Source organism: Paenibacillus sp. 22594, assembly GCF_052044425.1.
In the GTDB taxonomy this organism is placed as follows: domain Bacteria; phylum Bacillota; class Bacilli; order Paenibacillales; family Paenibacillaceae; genus Paenibacillus_AQ.
In genome coordinates this window covers 32,858-52,192 of record NZ_JBQENA010000015.1, presented here as the reverse complement: position 1 = coordinate 52,192, position 19,335 = coordinate 32,858, and the positions used below count along the sequence as shown (strand labels likewise).

The 19,335-nt window shown below is 51.2% G+C and carries 8 protein-coding genes; all 8 read left to right on the top strand.

Annotated elements, in window-relative coordinates; all coding sequences use genetic code 11:
• Positions 1-15: 15 nt before the first annotated feature.
• The 8 genes from mnmH (at position 16) to ACTJKB_RS28850 (ending at position 19,313) form a co-directional block, all read left to right on the top strand.
• Positions 16-1,056 carry a tRNA 2-selenouridine(34) synthase MnmH gene (gene mnmH, locus ACTJKB_RS28885; RefSeq protein ID WP_440837744.1) on the top strand — a complete coding sequence of 347 codons (1,041 nt, stop codon included), beginning with the start codon at positions 16-18 and terminating at the stop codon, positions 1,054-1,056.
• A gap of 576 nt (positions 1,057-1,632) precedes the next feature.
• Positions 1,633-9,750, top strand: coding sequence for an S-layer homology domain-containing protein (locus ACTJKB_RS28880; protein WP_440837743.1), 8,118 nt, complete (start codon positions 1,633-1,635; stop codon positions 9,748-9,750).
• A gap of 364 nt (positions 9,751-10,114) precedes the next feature.
• Positions 10,115-11,152, top strand: coding sequence for a LacI family DNA-binding transcriptional regulator (locus ACTJKB_RS28875; RefSeq protein WP_440837742.1), 1,038 nt, complete (start codon positions 10,115-10,117; stop codon positions 11,150-11,152).
• A gap of 51 nt (positions 11,153-11,203) precedes the next feature.
• Positions 11,204-13,504 carry an AraC family transcriptional regulator gene (locus ACTJKB_RS28870; RefSeq protein ID WP_440837741.1) on the top strand — a complete coding sequence of 767 codons (2,301 nt, stop codon included), beginning with the start codon at positions 11,204-11,206 and terminating at the stop codon, positions 13,502-13,504.
• A gap of 226 nt (positions 13,505-13,730) precedes the next feature.
• Positions 13,731-14,651, top strand: a complete 921-nt coding sequence (locus tag ACTJKB_RS28865) for an ABC transporter permease (RefSeq protein WP_440837740.1) — start codon at positions 13,731-13,733, stop codon at positions 14,649-14,651.
• A gap of 15 nt (positions 14,652-14,666) precedes the next feature.
• Positions 14,667-15,602, top strand: coding sequence for a carbohydrate ABC transporter permease (locus ACTJKB_RS28860; protein ID WP_440837739.1), 936 nt, complete (start codon positions 14,667-14,669; stop codon positions 15,600-15,602).
• A gap of 98 nt (positions 15,603-15,700) precedes the next feature.
• The gene (locus ACTJKB_RS28855; protein ID WP_440837738.1) at positions 15,701-17,269 is read left to right on the top strand and encodes an extracellular solute-binding protein; all 1,569 of its coding nucleotides are present in this window, start codon (positions 15,701-15,703) and stop codon (positions 17,267-17,269) included.
• Between the two features lie 145 nt (positions 17,270-17,414).
• On the top strand, positions 17,415-19,313 hold the full coding sequence (locus ACTJKB_RS28850; protein ID WP_440837737.1) for an RICIN domain-containing protein: 1,899 nt from the start codon (positions 17,415-17,417) through the stop codon (positions 19,311-19,313).
• The last annotated feature ends 22 nt before the right edge of the window (positions 19,314-19,335 follow it).

Below are 19,335 nucleotides of genomic sequence, written 5' to 3'. Positions count from 1 at the left end.
GAGGAGAGAGAGCAATTGTTTCAGGATATTTCATTGGAAGAATTAAGATTGTTACAAACAAGGAAACAGATCACGGTTATCGATGTCCGTTCTCCTTCTGAATATAAAGATTCAACGCTCCCGGATAGTCTTAATATCCCTTTGTTCGATGATCAGGAAAGGGCGGAAGTGGGGACGCTATACAAGCAGGTAAGTGTTCAGGCGGCTAAAGAACGCGGTTTGGAGATTGTCTCGGCCAAGCTGCCTGCCTTCATCAAAGCGTTTGGAGCCATACAGGGAGAAAAGGCTGTGTTCTGCTGGCGGGGAGGGATGCGAAGCCGTACAACAGCAACAGTACTTTCTTTAATGGATATTCATGCCTACAGGCTGCTCGGTGGCTACAAGGCATACCGCAAATGGGTGATAGACGAGCTGGAAACCTATGATTTCAAGTTCAAGTCGTACGTAATTCACGGCAATACCGGCACAGGTAAAACCAACCTCCTAAATAAGCTAAAGAAATCAGGTCATCCTGTTTTGGATTTAGAGGGGCTAGCGGGGCACCGCGGCTCTATATTCGGACAAATCGGACTTCATGCGAACAACCAGAGAACCTTCGACAGTCTTCTGCTGGAGGATTTGATGGCACTGGAGCAATCACCTTACATTCTGTTTGAAGGAGAGAGCAAGAGAATAGGAAAAGTTGTTATGCCTCAGTTCTTGGCTCAGCACAAAGATTCGGCTACACAGCTTTGGATCGAGATGCCGTTGCAATCGAGAGTGAATCAAATTCTGGAGGATTATAAGCCGGAGCAATTTAAAGAAGAGTATATTGCTGCTTTTCGGAATATTAAATCCCGTATCCATATTCCGGTTGCCGCAGAAATTGAGCGGAACCTGCTTGCGGATAGGTTTGCAGAGGCTGTGGCACTGCTTTTAGAGCATTACTATGATCCCAAGTACGTATTTTCATCCATTCAACAACATGAGGACGTAGAAAAAGTTGTATTTAAGGTGAATAACGTGAATGAAGCTGAAACTGCTGTACTCTCTTTTTTAGCAGACCAGAGCGAGTAAAAGCCTTAGAAGGCAAGGAGCCCCACTTCTGAACGTGAAGCGGGGCTTTTCGGCGTATATACTATTGATTGTAATGGCAGGCAGTGTCATTAGAAGCAGCGATTTGATCCAATGCTCTTAAAAGGTCATGTCCATTAAACTTTGATAAAACTAACCCTTAAGGTGTTCGGCCGCCTTTTGAACACACACATAATAATGTACCAGCGCGTGGAGGGAGAATCTTATCGAAACCAGTCGACTTGACTCGGAAAGTGAAGGATAAAAAACATCAAAGAAAGCGTTGACATCTTGAATAGAGTATTCATATAATAGATTTGAAATCGATTTCATTTGTAGCCTTATTCGCTTCAGCTGGTTTATAAGGTTTCGAGAGTGGGAGGAATGAACAGGGGGGAATCTGTTTTTTTATATCAAAATGAAATCGATTTCAATGAAGTCTAATGAAATCATGCTACATTGGATGACTTAGGCACTCAAACTTTTTATACGGTTGAGAGAGGGAGGAATGAAAAATAATTCTGTTTTTTTTATTTAAATGAAATCGATTTCAAATAAAGAGAGTCGAAAGGAGTATGTATGCAGTCCATAAGCAAATCGGTAAAGCGCAAGCGGGGGCATAACAAATATTTCGCGGCGGTCATGGCACTGGTCTTGCTGTTCCCGGTAGTATTCGGGGGAATGGCACGAGATACCGCTTACGCGCAGGAGACACCACCGCAGACACCGCCACAGACGCAGACAGACAGCAAGTGGTATCAGAACTTTGAGCAGGCCGGGGAGGGGAAGACCTATGGGATTTCTGCCGTCGGTACCTCATCAACGGCGTCGGTTACAGACCGGACACCAGGAGGCGGAAGCCGGGGAAGTGTGCGCCTGACCCAGACGAACGACAATAATCCCAGCGGCGGAGCCTGGAACACCGATATTTACGGATTCACGGTAACGCCACAGAAGGACACAGTTACAGAAGGGACCTATTATGATGCTTCTGACTATAGCTATCTAAATTTTTACGTTCTGGACACCGATGTTCATAACCCGAATGTTGTCATCCGGGATGCAGACGGGAAAGAATGGAATGCCAATACAGACCAAACCCTGTCGGTGAAGGATCAGTGGACTAGGCTTTCGATTCCGCTGGATAAGACAAAACTCGATTTTTCGCGGATTGTCTCCATTTCGCTGGGCGAGTATTGGGGCTGGGGCAACATCTATTATTTTGACGAGATGTACTTTTCTAAATCTGCTGCTGCTCTGCCGCCGGCTTATCCAGATGATGGCAATGTGCCGTCGGCGCCGGTCATGTACCAGAGCTTCGAGCAATCCGGTAGTGATGGCAGCTATGGCTTGGCAGGTCAGGGAACCGCGACGGTCGCCCAGCGTGTCACTACGGATGCTGCTTATTCCTCAAGCTCCGGCAGTCTTAAAATGGTGCAGAATACCTATACGGACGGGGAAGGGAAGGAACGGAACGAAGCCTGGAACACCGGCGTTTATGGAGCCGGAATTAAACCGGAAAGCTCGACTGTATCCGGTGCAACTTATATAGATGCTTCCCCTTTCAGTTATCTGTTGTTCTACGTTAAGGATACGACAGCCGCCGCCGGATCCAATATACATGTTGTATTCAAGGATACCGAAGGCGGGGTCTGGGATACGGAAACAAGCACAGCGGTCAAGACGCAGTCGAAGCAATGGGTAAAAATGACTGTGAAGTTGGACAAGTCAAAAATTAATTTGTCCAGATTGCAGCAGATTGAGCTTGGATCGTACTGGGGTTACGGTAACTTGTATTACTACGATGATCTTTATCTGGCCCAGAACGAAACAGATGCTTCGCCTGCTGTTAAGCCAGAGCGCACGGCCTTGTTCAATGATTTCGAGAGCCAAACCGGCTACTCTGCAGGCAGCGCTACTACCGCCGAGACCTCAGCAGATATAGCCAACGCAGCGGGCATGGCCGGTGTCAAGGTCACAACTGTCAAAAATGACTGGCCTTATGCGGCTGGAAGTTACTTGAGCGTACAGCCCAAAGCAGGCGGGACGTTCGATGCGTCAGCTTATTCATATCTTGCTTTCTATCTGAAGGACACCCAGGGCAGCAATGGTGTGGAATTCCGTATCAAGGATGCCAACGGGGGCGTCTGGGACACGTGGGGAACCGCCAAATCTACCAAGAATAAATATGTCAAAATGCTGCTTCCGCTGGAAGAAGCCTCGAAGATTGACCTGACAAAAATCGTATCCGTCGATATCGGCTTTTACAATGCCGGAGTGTATTATCTCGATGATATGTATTTTGCCATGGCCGAAGACGATGTACTGGCCGGCTTCATCAGCGGAAACCAGAATATCGGAGCGGTCTGGTATCAGAATTTCGAGACGAAAGGGCAGGACGGACAATACGGGATTACGGCAGGTACAGGGGTGAGTACCACACTCAGTATGGATAAGTCAGCCAATCCATACAACTCTGCGAGCATTCGGGCTATGCTGTCCCAGGATTCGACCAACCCTGCCACGAGTGGCATAAACGTCAAGCCGCAGGCGCTCGAAGAGTCTCCGGACAAGAACCAGCCTTACGACTATAAGGCGGAGTTCGATGCCACAAATTTCAGCCATCTGGTCTTTTATGTGTGGGATGAGCAGGGCGGTCAAACGCTGTCCGTACAGTTGAAGGATGCTGGCGGTAAAACGGTAGACTGGCAGACCGGAAAGACGACAGCAGCCGGCTGGAACCGGATCGCCATGCCTTTGGACAAGAGTCTGAACTTCCAATTTGCACGCCTAAGCACTGTGACGGTAACGCCTGCGAAAGCGGGGACCTATTATCTGGATGAGTTTTATTTCGCTAAAAAAGAAAGTGCAGGTTTCCCGAATGCCGGCTTTACGCAATTGGTGCTGAAGGATGTGGACGGCGAAGCGATGCCTTATTCAGGCAGTCTGCCGTTGGGTTCTTTCGAGAAGCAGAAGGACAGAACGTACCTTTCCTTAAACGGAGACTGGAAAAAAGAAAGAACCACGCTCGATTCCAATCTGTCAGCAGCACCACGGGACAGTGCCAGAACTGCCGGCCTTGAAGATGAGGCGGGCGGCAGACAGGAGACTGGCTACAACGATTCCGGCTGGGCCGGTAAGACACTCCCTCTCCCGGAGGATGAGAGCACAGCTTACGAATCGCTGACCGGACCGGAGAACAAGAGTGACAAGTCGGGTTATCAGGGCGGGGTATGGTACCGCAAGCATTTTGAGGTGAATAGCTCTCTTGCGGGGCAGCCTGCACAGCTTACTTTCCTCGGCGTCAACTATTTCGCGGATGTATGGATTAATGGCAAATATGCGGGCGGGCATCAGGGCGGCTACACGCCGTTCGCACTGGACGCATCCAATCTACTCAATTATGGCGGCGACAATGTGATCGCTGTGCGTGTTGACAATCCGAAATGGGATAAGTTCAATAACGGGGAAATCGTGCCGTACGCGACGTCCGACTGGTTCAACTACACAGGAATCCTGCGGGACGCCTACGTTGAATTTATGCCGGACACCTATGTGGTGCGCAGTGATGTGCGTACGCTGGGTACGGATGGAGATCTGTCAGTCCGAACCTTTCTGAATCATACGGGTAAAACAGCTGAACAGGTTCAGCTGTCCTATACCATCTATGAAGCGAAGATCGGAGAGAGTAACCAGCTCAGCGAATATGCGCAGGAGCTGACGGGTACGGAAGCGGCAGCGGCCCAAGGAAGCGCATTAACGGTTCCAGCCAGCGGGCAGGCGGTACAAACACTCAAGGTAAAAGTACCTAAACCGAAGCTGTGGAGTCCGTCTGAACCGAATCTGTATATTTTAAAGGTAGAGCAGAAGACCGGCGGAGCAGTAACTGACACCTTCTATACCCAGTTCGGTATCCGTACACTGGAAGCGGATGGTGTACAGCTTAAGCTGAACGGAGAGTTGGCCCCGTTCCTCACCGGGGTAGGTTATACGGAGGACAGCAGCGACAAAGGACCTTCACTGAATGATGCAACCCGGTACAGCGACCTGCTGAAGATCAAGGAGGAGCTGAAGGCTAATTTCGTCCGGACCGGGCATTTTCCGCACAGCCTGCCGACCTATCAATTTGCCGACCGGATCGGTCTGGCCATCTGGCAGGAAATTCCGGCTTATTGGTTCAGCGGAGAAGCCTTCGACCTGCAGCGTCAGCGGGGTCAGGCCAAGCAAATGATGGAGGAAATGATTTTCAGTAATTACAACCGACCTTCCGTCTGGTTTGACGGGGTCAGCAATGAGTCAGGCGGGCAGCTGGAGCGTGTCAACTTTATCCAGGAGCTGCGGGATGCTGCACATGCCATCGATGGAACAAGACTGGTCGGCCAGTCCGCCGTGGCGAATCCGTACAAAGGGGTGAGCGACCATTCGCATTCCCCGGCCGATATCATCGGAATGACCATGTATTTCGGCGCTTTTTACGGTGCGAATCCTGACTTGGAGACACAGGAGGAAATTGAGGCCATCCATGCACTGCATCCGGGTAAGCCGATTATCGCTACAGAGTACGGCTACTGGTCAGGGGATGAAACCGCCTCGGACACAAGGCAGACGACGCTGTTCACTGGTACGTTCAATGCATTTGCACGGACAGCTACACGGGCGGAAGACGGAACGCCGAACCCGGGTGGACTGTTGAGCGGTGCAGCCTGGTGGACTGCATATAACTGGTATACCAATATTACAGGCCTGCAAACGATGGGCTTGTATCATATGGACCGGACAACGCCGAAGCAAGTGAAGGATATTCTGGCCGAGCGGTATAACCGGTATAACCGGATTTCAGCCGGAACGCAGCCGAACCCGACCGGTATCTCGGCTTGGTTCCAGAGCTTTGAGTCAGGCCGGGGGTATTTATCTTCCTCCCCTCAGCTGCAGCTGGAATCAGCAGCAGACAGTGCAGCCGGCAACGGTACGAAGAGTCTTAAGATCACAGCGGGCTCCGGCGCCGACGGGACATATGCCGCATTTGTTCCGCAGGGCGGCGCGATCAACAGTGATCTGACAGGTTACAATTACCTGAACTTCTACGCTAAGGACAGCGTGGGGGACAGACCTCTTTCCGTTACGCTTGTGGATGCCGAAGGGCATTCCTGGACAACGGAGACGGAGGGGAAGACGGTGAAAAACGCATGGACACGGCTGAGTGTTTCGCTTCTGAAGTCGCAGGGCGTTCCACTGTCCAGCCGTCAGCTGAATACGCTGGCGATTACCCAGATCAGAATCGGCATGAACGCTTCTGAACAGCTATGGGTCGACAACTTCTTCGCGGCCACCTACAAGACCGGCGTGGAGCCTGCTTCGTATCCTGTTGGTTCCAGCGGCTGGTTCCAATCCTTTGAGGAGCCAGATGTGCAGGTCGGCCAGGGTGTGAATGCCACCGCGACGGTGGTCCGGACATTCGGGGTCAATCCTGGAGGAACAGGAAGTGTGAAGCTGGAAGTCACTGGAGACGCCGGCTCACCAGGTGCGGATAAGCAATCTGTCATCATTAAGCCACAGGGCGGCGCAGCTTCCATAGATGCTTCCGGCTTCAATTATCTGGCCTTCTATGTAAAGGATATGCAGGGATCAAACACCGTCCACGTTACCTTTGTGGATGCGGACGGCACGGTCTCCGTGAACAACTGGACCGATGTCAGTTCAGTCAAGGGGCAGTGGACAAAAGTGTATCTTCCGCTGATGAAGACCTCTGCGGATATCAGCGCTCTGAAGGAAATCCGATTGTCGGAGTGGAATCCCGGCACCTATTATTTTGACGATCTGTACTTCGCTGAGTATCCGTCGGATGAAATTCCCGCCACATATACGGAAAAGATTCCAGAGAAGAACCGTCCGGAAGGTCAAATCAAGGTAGCAGCGGTCGGGGATAGTATCACAGCGGGAGCCGGGCTGAAATATGCCGGGGTAACGAGTTATCCGGCGCAGCTCCAGTCGCTGCTCGGCAGCAACTTTGCCGTCAAGAACTTCGGCGTCAGCGGCCGCACGCTGCAAAAGGATGGCGACGATCCGTACTGGAATGAAGCCGCATTTGCGGCCAGCAAGACCTATGCTCCTGACGTCGTGGTTATCCAGCTGGGTACCAATGATACGAAAGCCTGGAACTGGAAGGAGGGACAGAACCATTTCCTGAGTGATTATACAGAGCTGATACAATTGTATCAGGCGCTGCCAAGTCATCCGAAGGTCTTTGTCAATCTGCCGCCGGCAATATTCAACGACGATCCGAACCAGGCTTATGGCATTGTCAACTCTGTCCTGCAAAACGGGGTCATTCCTCTGATCCGGAAGGCGGCCGAAGCGACAGGCGCAACCCTGATCGACGTGAATGCGGCCACAACCGGAAGCAGCAGCGACTTCCCGGATAAGATTCATCCGAATCCGAAAGGTGCCTGGACTTTAGCTGATACAGTGGCCAAAGCGATCCGGGGCAAACTTTTCAACATCGGGGATACGGAGGTCACCACCTGGAAAGACGGCAAGGCCGGCGCGTATTCGATTATGTATGATGATGGTATCTACGAATCTGATTTACGGTTTGCCGGATTGCATGAAAAATACAAGCTGAAAGGAACGCTCGCGCTGATCAGCGGCTGGATCGACAATGCCTATAATGACACTGGCGCTTCCACGGGCACATGGGAGCAGTGGAAAGCGCTGCTGGATAAAGGGATTTTCGATGTAGCCAGCCATACGGTTACTCACCGCAATCTGACCACGCTCAGCGCGTCAGAGATGTCCTCCGAGTTCAAGGATTCTGTCGCCCGGATCAAGGAGAAGACCGGTTATAAGCCGGAATCGCTGGCGCTCCCGTACAATACGGGCAATGCAGTGGTTGCGGCAGAAGCAGCCAAGTATTTCGTTGCTGCACGCCAGGGAGGTAACAATGCCGGCAACGCCAGCAGCACAGAGCAGTATTACAATCTGAGCAGTACAATGGTTGAAAGTACGACAACAGCTGTCCAACTGGATGATTGGACCGACTTTGGTATCGCCAAGGGCAACTGGCTGATTCTGACCGGCCATGGCAATGATGGTGAAGGCTGGTCCTCACCTCCGCTCAGCCTGTATGACAACCATTACGGATATGTAGCCCAGCGGAAAGATGCTCTTTGGAACGGTACCTTTGCTGAGGTGGGCAAATATTTGCGTGAAAGACAGAACGCTACAACTAAGGTTACAAAAGCCGCTTCCGGTGCAATCGAGGTTAAGCTGGAGGGTACACTGGACCCGGCAGTTTTCAATGAGCCGCTAACCCTGAGAACGAAGGTTCCGGCCGAATGGAACGAGGTTACACTCACACGGGGAGCCACTTCTTATAACCTGAAGCCGGTCCGGGAAGGTGAAGGTGCATTCGTCTATTACGAAGCCGTGCCTGGAACGCAACTGCTGGTTATCAGTAAGAAGGGAACGGACATTCCGACTCCGACTCCGACTCCGACTCCGACTCCGACTCCCACTCCTGATGCCGGAACCCCAACAGCGACCCCTTCCGTTTCCGTAGGCGCAACAGACAGTACGAAGTCTGTTCTTGCTCCCGGCACAGCGGAGCTTACGAAGGCGCTCGCCGCCGCTCAGGCAGATGCCAATGGAGTGCGGACGCTTACGTTTAAGGCTGGATCAGCTGCGGGTAAAACAACATTCGAACTGCAGCTGCCTGCCTCATATCTGGCTTCGATGAAGCAGGTGCGGATCCAATACATTACCCCTGCAGGAAGTCTGCTACTTCCGGGGGATATGTTTGCAGGTATGGCTAAAGACGCGAAGCAGATTGGTGTGTCCGTTAAGCTCGCGGATCTGTCCGGTGCGGATGGGGACGTCAAGCAGGCTGCGGGCAGCCGTCCGGTTGTCGAGCTGGGCGCAGCCGTAGACGGCAGCCCTGTTAGCTGGAAGAACAATCTAGCAACGGTTACGTTCCGCACGCCTTACCAGCTTTCCGCCGCCGAAGCGCTCAACCCGTCTCAGCTGACGTTCTGGCAGATCGGTGCAAACGGCAAAGGACAGCCGGTAGTCAGCGGACGATATGACAGCACAGGCAGTGAGATGCAATTCACTACACATCACTTCAGCCGCTATGCCGTTGTCTCTGTAGCCAAGAGTTTCAGCGATCTGGGCCGCTACGGCTGGGCGCAGGCAGCGGTGGAAGCTCTTGCCTCTAAGGGAGCTATTCAGGGAGTCTCAGAGCAATCGTATTCGCCTGCTCAAACGATTACCCGCGCAGATGCTGTGGTCATGATTATGCGGCTGTTTGATCTGCAGGCGCAAGCCTCCCATTCCTTTACGGATATAGCGCAGGCTGATTATTACTATGAAGATGTGAATGCTGCCCGGACGCTGGGCATCATTCGCGGTACGGGCAGTGATGAGTTCCGGCCGAAGCTGCCGGTAACCCGTCAGGAAATGATGATGATGCTGGACAACGCCATGCTTGCGGCAGGCAAGGAGCACTCCGTGGGCAGCGGGGAGGCATTGCCGGAATTCAGGGATGCTTCTAAGGTATCCGCTTATGCCAGGGAAAGTGTAGCCCGTGCGGTTTCGGCTGGTTTGTTCCAGGGCTATAACGGTTACTTGCAGCCCGTTTCGCCGATCACAAGAGCGGAAGCTGCTGTCACCCTGTACCGGTTGTATGGAATCATGTATTAGTTGAATTGGCGGGCCGTTTCTGCGAAAGTTTTGCAGTGACAGACCACCTTCTAGTTTAAAATATAAAAGTTAATAAGAGCAGCGCTCCTCCAGTTAGTGGGGGAGCGCTGCTCCATTTTTTGGTCCATGAGCGGAGAGGACGGAACGACCCGCGTAAAAGCGACAGCGGTCGCCTTTGTCCCCGGATTTTCACCGCGAAGGAGAATAGATAAAATCTGGACAACAACGATTGGAACAAAGGTCCGTTCACGGAGCGTCTACCCAAGTAGCTTACGTATCTCCTACGTATAAAAAACGGCTGAAGAAAGGGAGCGAAAGGTTATTGAAATCGATTTCATTGATGTTATAATGGGTTTATCAAACCTTGAAAGTATGTGAACTGATGAAGGATAGCAAAATTATCGATGTTGCCCGGATTGCCAATGTCTCACCTGCGACGGTATCCCGCGTATTAAACGGCAGTCCTCTGGTAACCAAGGAAACGCAAAATAAGGTATTGAAGGCCATTCAGGAATTGAATTACACACCGAACGCCATGGGCAAGCAACTCCGATCCCGAAAGACCATGACGCTCGGCGTCGTCGTACTCGATATCGGGATATCTTATCATGCTGAGATTATCAAGGGGATAGAACAAAAGGCAAACGCAATGAATTACAAAATCCTCATCTGCAACTCACAAAATGAGAAGATGAAGGAACTGGAGTATTTGTCGCTGCTTCAGAACCGGACTGTGGACGGCATTATCCTGGTGTCGCCAATGCTGAGCGACGGGGAGATCGCATCCTTCGCAGGTGAAGGCTATGCCATCGGGGTTATCGGACGGCGCCTGGGACATCTTAACATTCCTTGCTCCACTACGGATAACTGGAAAATCGGCCATGATGTTGTCACTCACCTGGTGGCAAACGGGCACCGGCGGATTGCTTATCTGAACGGCTACGAGGACGCGCTGGACAGCATCGACCGGCTGGAAGGGTTCAAGGCAGGGCTGGCTGAGGCTGGACTCCCTTTTTTGCCAACTCTGGTTGACAAAGGGGATTTCTCCGAGGATGGCGGATACGCGGCTTTCCGTCGTTTATGGGAAGAGAGCAGCGATTTTACCGCGGTATTTGCCGCCAATGACGAAATGGCACTCGGAGTATACAAAGCTTGTTCTGAATACGGCATTGCAATTCCGGACCGCATGGCGGTGGTGGGTGTCGACAATATCCGGATCACCAACTATGTATCGCCTAAGATTAGCTCCGTAGAACAACCGCTGTATGAGTTGGGGGGGCTACTCGCGGACAAGGTTATCGATCAGATCAACGGTGATCTCCAGCCGGGTCAAAAGGATTTTGTGATCAATTCCAGGCTGATTATCAAAGGTTCTTCGCAAAAAGGGGCTGATTCGATATGAATGCCTACTCACGCAGCTGAAACAACACTATCCTTTGAGGGGGGATCATACATGAAAATGCCGCACAGAAAAGTAGATCGCTACTTCGGGAAGTTTTTTTCTGTAATGGTAGTTACGATATTTCTGACTATTTCCATACTGTCCATCATTCTGTATATGAATTTTGAGAAAATCGCGCTCAGCCAGTCCTACGATCAGACGATGGACAATCTGGCGCAGACGACTCAGGAAGCCTCCGTGATGGCTGTGACCGCCGCCACGTTCGCCAAGCAGATTCACAGCGATCAGAATGTCGCCAATCTGCTTAATTTTCCCGACCTCAGCGCTCAGGACATCGATAGTTCCATCCGCCAGTTAACCAATTACCGTGAAACCTCGCCGTTTATCGATTCCATCTATGTTTATAATGCCGAGTCACGCACCTTCTATATCACTTCGGATATGAGCGTGCCCTCGGTGTTCAGCGAGGCGGAATTTTACGACCAGGAACTGAGCAGCATGCTCCAGCATGTGAATGATTACAAAACACTGATGCCGATTCCCCGTAAGCTGAAGATCGACGGGCTCGTTGGAAACATCGCGGAGCGGGAAAGAGATACGTATACTTTTTTGCTGTATGACACGCTCAGCAAGAAGCCGCGGAAGAATGCGGTTGTCGTCAACATCAAGGAGACGCAGCTGCAAAAACATATCGACGGTTCGCTGACGAATGATCCGACGAATACTTTTCTGATCGACGAGAACGGCACGCTTGTCACGAACAGCTGGAAGACACCGATGCTGACCAACCTTAAGGGAACGCCGTATATTGACCGGATCTTGCGCGGACCGGACGATTCCGGGTATTTTGCCGCTGAGGTGGATCATGTCAAAAGTCTAGTCACCTACAGCAGTCCGGACTATTTGGGCTGGAGATATATCCGCATTGTGCCTTATTCAGTGATCAGCCGGAATATCGATAGTATGCGGATCAAAACGCTGATCGTTGCGGGGGCTATCCTGTTCGCCGGACTCGCGATGTCCTCACTGCTGTCCCAGCGGATCTTCAGCGGGCTGAATCATAAGCTTTCCCGGCTGGGTAAGCTGGAAACAGAACAGCGGGAGAGCGTCCAGGCGATGCGCTCGGAATATTTACGCAGCCTGTTGAACGGGTATACACAGATGAACGCCGGGCATGCAGCCGCGCGGTTTGAACGGTACGGCATTCCGCTGGATCCTGCACAGCCGGTCCGTGTCCTGCTGATTTTGGTGGACGATCACCTGCTGTTCGTGAACCGGTACAAAGCGGAGGACCGCAAGCTGCTGCTCTACGGAGTGCTCAACATTGCCCAGGAGCTGTTCGCCGCTGCTGGCATTCCAGCCGCTGCGGCGGATATCGGGGATGAACAGGCGGCGGTGCTGCTTCAGATGTCCGGCGAAGCCGAAGTTGACCGGGAGCGGTGCAGAGATTATGCCGCTTGGATTCAAACTGCGGTCAGCGAATATTTAAAGCTGTCGGTTACTGTATCCTCCAGCCTGAGCGGTCCGGGGATCGAAGCAGTGCACGCCCTGTATCAGCAAGCAGTGGAAGCCTCATACAGCTGGGTATTCAGCGGAGCCGGCAGCCATATCGAAGCCGAAGAGGTGGAACAGAACAAGACCAAACGTTATGAATATCCGCTGCAGAAAGAGAAGCAGATGATTGATGAGCTGATGCTGGGGCGGATAGCTGATGTAAGGCAGCTGTTCCGTGAGATCATTATAGATACGGCTGATTATACCTATATATCCTACCAGTTTGCTGTTTCACACCTGACCTTTGCGCTGCAGAACGCACTGCGGATTATCCGGCAGCATTCTCCATTGAACGAGGACTGGGAATTCATTAACCTGCACCTGTATATGCCTCACTCCCGGGCAGAGACGATGGGGCAGTTCATTGAACGTTGTATGTCCCTGTTTGATCAGCTGGAGAATCAGATGAATGAACGGAAGAAGAGCCGGCAGGATGAATTGCCGTGCCGGATCAAAAAAATTCTCGATGAACGTTATGCCGATCCGAATCTGTCTCTGGACATGCTGGCAGACGAGCTCGGCATGTCCGCCACCTATCTCGGGCGCGTGTTCAAACAGCATACGCTGCAGACGATACTCGGTTATATCCAGGAGGTGCGGATGAGCAGAGTGCGTGAGCTGCTCCTGCATACGGATGCCCCTGTCGGAGAAATCGCAGAACGCGCCGGCTTCTCGAACAGCCCGTATTTTTTTAAAGCGTTCAAGAAGTACAACGGTGTAACGCCTGCGGAATACCGCAGAACGGGCCGGGACCGAACGGATGAGGACGGTGTAGAGTCAGGCATTGCAGCTGAATAGAAGGGAAGGCGTTCCTTGGCGGAAAATCGCATAGGAACGCCTTTTTTTAACGGATAGAGGTAGCAATTAAGCAGTCAGTTCGGGAAAAATTAGTCTGCTTTTTAAGCGGAAAGTGAGTCATATCGCATATGGTAAGTTGCCCGGAAATAGTCTCTCTCCTAGTATAGAGTTTGTAGCCGGGAGTACCGGCGGAACATACAAACAGAAGGAGAAGGAGGCCGATTCGATGTCCGGAAAGGGCGGGATCATCCGGGAGCTGCGTCAGAGCAAGACGCTTCTGCTAATGATTGCACCAACCATTGTGTTTTTCATTGTGTTTAGTTACATCCCGATGATAGGCGTGTATTACGCCTTTACGAAGTTTGATTTTGACGGAGGGCTTTTTGGAAGCCAGTTTGTCGGGATGGAGAATTTTAAGTTCTTATTTAATACTGGAGTGCTGTGGAATCTGACCAAGAATACCGTGCTGTATAATCTGGCGTTCATTTTACTGGGTAATATCATGCAGATTATTTGTGCCGTATTCCTTGCTCAGCTGTCCGGCAAGCTGTTTAAGAAGACAGCCCAGTCGCTGATGTTTCTTCCCTATTTTCTGTCCTGGGTGCTGGTAGGCGCGTTCGTCTATAACCTGTTCTCAGATCTTGGGGTAGTCAATAGCGTACTTAAGCAGCTTGGACTTCATTCCTATGATTTCTACCTGCACACGGCACCGTGGAAGTTCATTATTGTGTTCTTTAGTGTATGGAAAGGGCTTGGCTATGGCACTGTCATTTATTTGGCGGCCATTATGGCGATCAGCGATGAATATTACGAAGCAGCGAAAATCGACGGGGCGACTATCTTTCAGCAAATCCGCAATATTACGCTGCCGTTGCTGAAGCCTACATTCATTCTGCTGATTCTGTTCAGTCTAGGCGGCATTATGAAGGGGCAATTCGATCTGTTCTATCAGATTATCGGCAACAACGGTATGCTCTACGATGCCACAGATATTATCGACACATTTGTGTTCCGTTCCCTGACAGTCAATTTTGACATCGGTATGGGTACGGCAGCCGGCCTGTATCAATCATTCTTCGGCTTTGCTTTAATCATGATTGTCAATTACATCATCCGTAAGACGAACAAGGACTACTCCTTGTTTTAGAAAGGAGGTATACGCATGAGTACCCAAGTCAAACAACTAGCCAAAGCGGATGCCTCCAAAGGCAGCCGGATCAAGCAGGACAAGGAAACCATCGTTTTTAATATCATCGGCTACACGCTGTTGACACTCGTTTCACTGATCTGTCTCATCCCCTTCTGGCTAATCGTCGTCGGTTCTTTTACCGATGAGATGGAGATTATCTCAAAAGGCTTTCAATTGTTCCCGGACACGGTCTCGTTCGAGGCGTATAAGTCCTTATTCAGTACGCCGGAGCAAATATACCGGGCTTATGGTGTAACGATCGGTGTGACCATCGCCGGTTCGCTGCTGGGCATTTTCCTGACCTCGATGGCAGGGTATGTCCTTTCCCGCAAGGATTTCGCGATGCGCAACAGTATTTCGTTCTTTATTTACTTCACAACGCTGTTCAGCGGCGGCCTGATTCCCTGGTATATTCTCATGACCAAAAATCTGGGGCTCAAAGACAGCTATTGGGCGCTGATTCTGCCTCCGCTGCTGAGTGCCTGGAACATTATCCTGATGCGCAGCTTCATGAAGTCGATCCCTGAATCCATTGTAGAGTCCGCCAAAATTGATGGCGCCGGTGATTTCAAAATCTACCAGAGGCTGATTCTGCCGCTGTCGACGCCGGGACTCGCCACAATCGGGCTGTTTCTAGCACTCGGCTACTGGAACGACTGGTTCAATGCCAATATGTTCATTACAACGGATAGTAAATATCCGCTACAATTCCTGCTCTATAAAATCCTGTCCAGCGCAGCGGTGCTGCAGACGAATAACGGGGCCTATCTGGCCGCTAATGTCGTGCCGCCGACAGAAACACTCAAAATGGCCGTTGCTGTGGTGGCGACAGGGCCAATTATCCTGCTGTATCCTTTCGTTCAGCGCTACTTCGTGAAAGGGCTTACGGTTGGAGCGGTCAAAGGTTAGAACCGGCTTGCCGGCTAACATAGTATTTTTTGTAAGTAATAAAGGGCAAGGTCAGACAGGCTCGAAGCATTTAGCACATTAATTGAGGAGGAATCAAGTTGGGAAAAATCAAAAAAAGATGGACGTTGCTCGTCTCGCTCTCCATGCTGGCATCGCTGCTGGCAGGCTGTGGCGGATCGAATAACAATGCGGCGGAAAAGAACAATCCGGATCCGTCTGGAAGCAATGCCAGCCCTTCGGCAAGTGAGGCTACAGCAAAAAAGGTAAAGCTGACCTGGTATCTGGTCGGCGATACACACAAGGATATGGACAAGGTGATGGCCGAATGGAACAAGATGCTGGAAAAGGATCTGAATACTACGGTCGATCTCAAGTTTACTACCTGGAACGACTGGCAGACTAAATATAATCTGCTGCTAACCTCCGGTGAGAAGATTGACATGATCTTCGCATCAAGCTGGGCAGATTTCTACAAGCTGTCCAAGCAGGGAGCGTTCCTGGATCTGACGAAGCTGCTCCCTGAATATGCGCCGGTAACCTGGGGCAATGTGCCGAAGGATGACTGGGGCTCCGTCACGGTCGGCGGCGGTATTTACGCAGTGCCGAATACGAATCCGGAATACACGCCATCCGGCTACGTCTACCGGGAGGACTGGCGCAAGGAATTGGGTCTGCCGGAGTTCAGCGACCTGAATTCGATTGAGGCTTACATGGATGCCGTGAAGACGAAGAAGCATGTTACCCCGATCAATGGCTTGGTCTATGATAACGTGAACGTCCTGTTCAAATCCTGGAATGATTTCCAGATGATTGGTGGAACCGAGCTAATCGGAGCCACTTCTTACGATACTCCGCGTGACATTCAAATCGTACCGTTTACCGACAAGTACGAAGCCTGGGTCAAGAAGATGAAGGAGTGGGCAGAGAAGGGCTACTGGAACAAAAACTCGCTGTCCTCGAAGCAGGAAGCCGGCGATTTCATCAAGACCGGACAAGGAGCGATCTACTGGCGCAACCCGTCCAGCGCTGGCGGCTTTATTAATGAGGTGAAGGCCAAAAAACTGAATATGGACATTGGCTACTTCCCGTTCACCCGGTTCCACAATTATGTAATGCCGACACTGCCAAGCTCGAACGCGATGGCTATTCCGAAGAGCTCGGAGAATCCGGAACGCTCGCTGATGGTGCTAGACAAGCTTCGCAACGACCCTGTTTACTTTGATCTGATGACCTACGGGATCGAAGGCAAGCACTGGGCCAAGGGCAAAGATCCTAAATCGATTGTCATTCCGGCACCGGGTGTCGATCTTAATGTGACGCCTCGTTTCGATATCGCAAGCTGGGGCTGGCGCTATGAGCCCAACATGCTGAAAGAAGAAGGAGGCTGGGACGGTCTCGATAAGCTGAAGGAAGAATTCAAGCCAATCAGCAAGCCGGATATTTTCGGACCTATTTATATGGATTATGATCCGGTCAAAACCGAGCTTGCAGCGGTTAACCAGGTGTTTGAGCAATACGGCAAACCGCTGATGCTCGGACTGATTCCTGATGTGGACGCTGCACTCAAGACCTACCGCGACAAGCTGAAAAAGGCCGGGATCGAAAAACTCCTGGCTTATGTGAAGGAACAATCGTATCAGTATTTTGACGAAAAAGGAATTAAATAAAACTTGGAATGATTAGGAACAGCGGCGGAGGCAATTTCGCCGCTGTTCCGTTCATAATCAGAGAAGAAAGGGTCAAGTCATCCAAACTGTTAGCACTATAAGGGCATTTTGAGAAGTTCATATTATTCAGGGAGAGTGAACTGTTATGGCAATCAAAAAAATGCTGACTCTGGCAGTTGTTCTGGCTATTTCCGTGCCCATGGGGGCGGTGTCCTCACCGCAGCAGGCGCAGGCTGCAGGTGAAAACGTACAGGTATGGTTGTCCAATCCCAATACAAATACTTGGTTGGCAAGACAATCGGATGTCAGCTTCTCTGCATCCAGCGCAGGTGCCGACTATACGATTAGTGTCAATGAGGGAAGAACGTATCAGACGATGGACGGTTTCGGAGCTTCACTCACAGATTCATCCAGCTGGCTGCTGCAAAATAAACTGTCTGCAGCCAAAAGAACCGAGGTCATGAACCAGCTGTTCAGCGCTGGCGGCATCAACATCAGCGCCCTCCGCCAGCCGATCGGCGCTACTGACTTCAACTGGGAAATGTGGACTTATGATGATACGTACGGGAATAGTGATGATATGAACCTGAGCGCTTTCTCCCTCTGGAGGGATGAAGCCTATATCCGCCCTATGCTTAATCAGGCCTATAACGTTAATCCGGGCCGCATCAAGCTGTTCGCCGCCCCATGGAGTCCTCCCGCCTGGATGAAGAAGACACCAAAAAGCCTCTACGGTGATATGGGCGGCACCTTGCGTGAGGAATGCTATGATGCCTATGCCAATTATCTGGTGAAATATCTGCAGCAGTATGCCGCACTTGGAACGCCTATCTATGCCCTCTCCCTACAGAATGAACCGAAAAATGCCCCACACTATCCCGGACTGCTAATGTCAGCCGGTGAACAAAGCAATCTGATCAAAGTGCTGGGACCGAAGCTGGCACAGAACGGACTTAACACTCAAATTATGGCTTATGACCATAACTATGACGATATTAGCTATGCCAAGTCAGTGCTGGAATCTGACGCATCTGTCTATACGCAGGGCAGTGCTTTTCATTATTATTCAGACCTCAGCCATCCCAACCTGACCACGCTGCATAACCTGTTTCCGACCAAACGGATCTGGTTCACGGAAGGCGGCAGCGGAACGTGGATTGGCGGCGGGACGAACGCAGGAATGTTCCAGGATCTGATGATGCATATGATCCGCTTCCCCAGAAACTGGGCAAAGTCCTATATCATGTGGAATGTCGCGCTGGATCAGAATGGCGGCCCTGCGCTCGCCGGAATTGATACGGCCAACCGCGGCCTGCTGACCATCCGCTCTGACACTACGGACTCAGTAACCTACAATCCGCAATTTTACGGTTTGGGGCACAGCAGTAAATTTGTCGACCTGAATGCGTCCCGTATTGATTCGAATACGTTTGAGAACAGCATGGAGGACGTAGCCTATAAAAATCCGGACGGCTCCATTGCGCTTGTGTTGTCCAACCGGCTGTCCAGCACTAAAACCGTCAAGATTCAGTGGAATTCCCAGTCATTCACGTACACGGTTCCTGCCGGTGGTGCGATCACATTCAAATGGTGGTCCAACTCGGCCCCGGTGACCGGCGGCACCTATAAGATTTTGAGCAAAGCAAGCGAAATGGCCCTGGATGTGACTGATGGTTCTACGGAGAATGGCGCGCTTGTCCAGCAATGGGAATATGCAGGCGGAAATAACCAGCGGTGGACGATCAGCGATGCAGGAAGCGGGTATGTCAACATCGTTAACACAGCCAGCGGTAAAGGCCTGGATGTGATAGATGGCTCCACCGCGGATCGTGCGGGCGTTCAGCAGTGGGCGCTTACGGGTACAGGAGGATATAATCAGCAGTGGAAGCTTGAAGCAGTTGGCGGCGGCTATTATAAGGTTGTGAACAGACAAAGCGGCAAAGTGCTGGATATTCCAAGCTCTTCAACCATGAACGGTACCAAAATCCAGCAGTGGTCCTATTTCGGAGCGGACAATCAGCTATTCTTCTTTGTGGCACCGTAAGGTTTGATTTGTACGCCAAAAA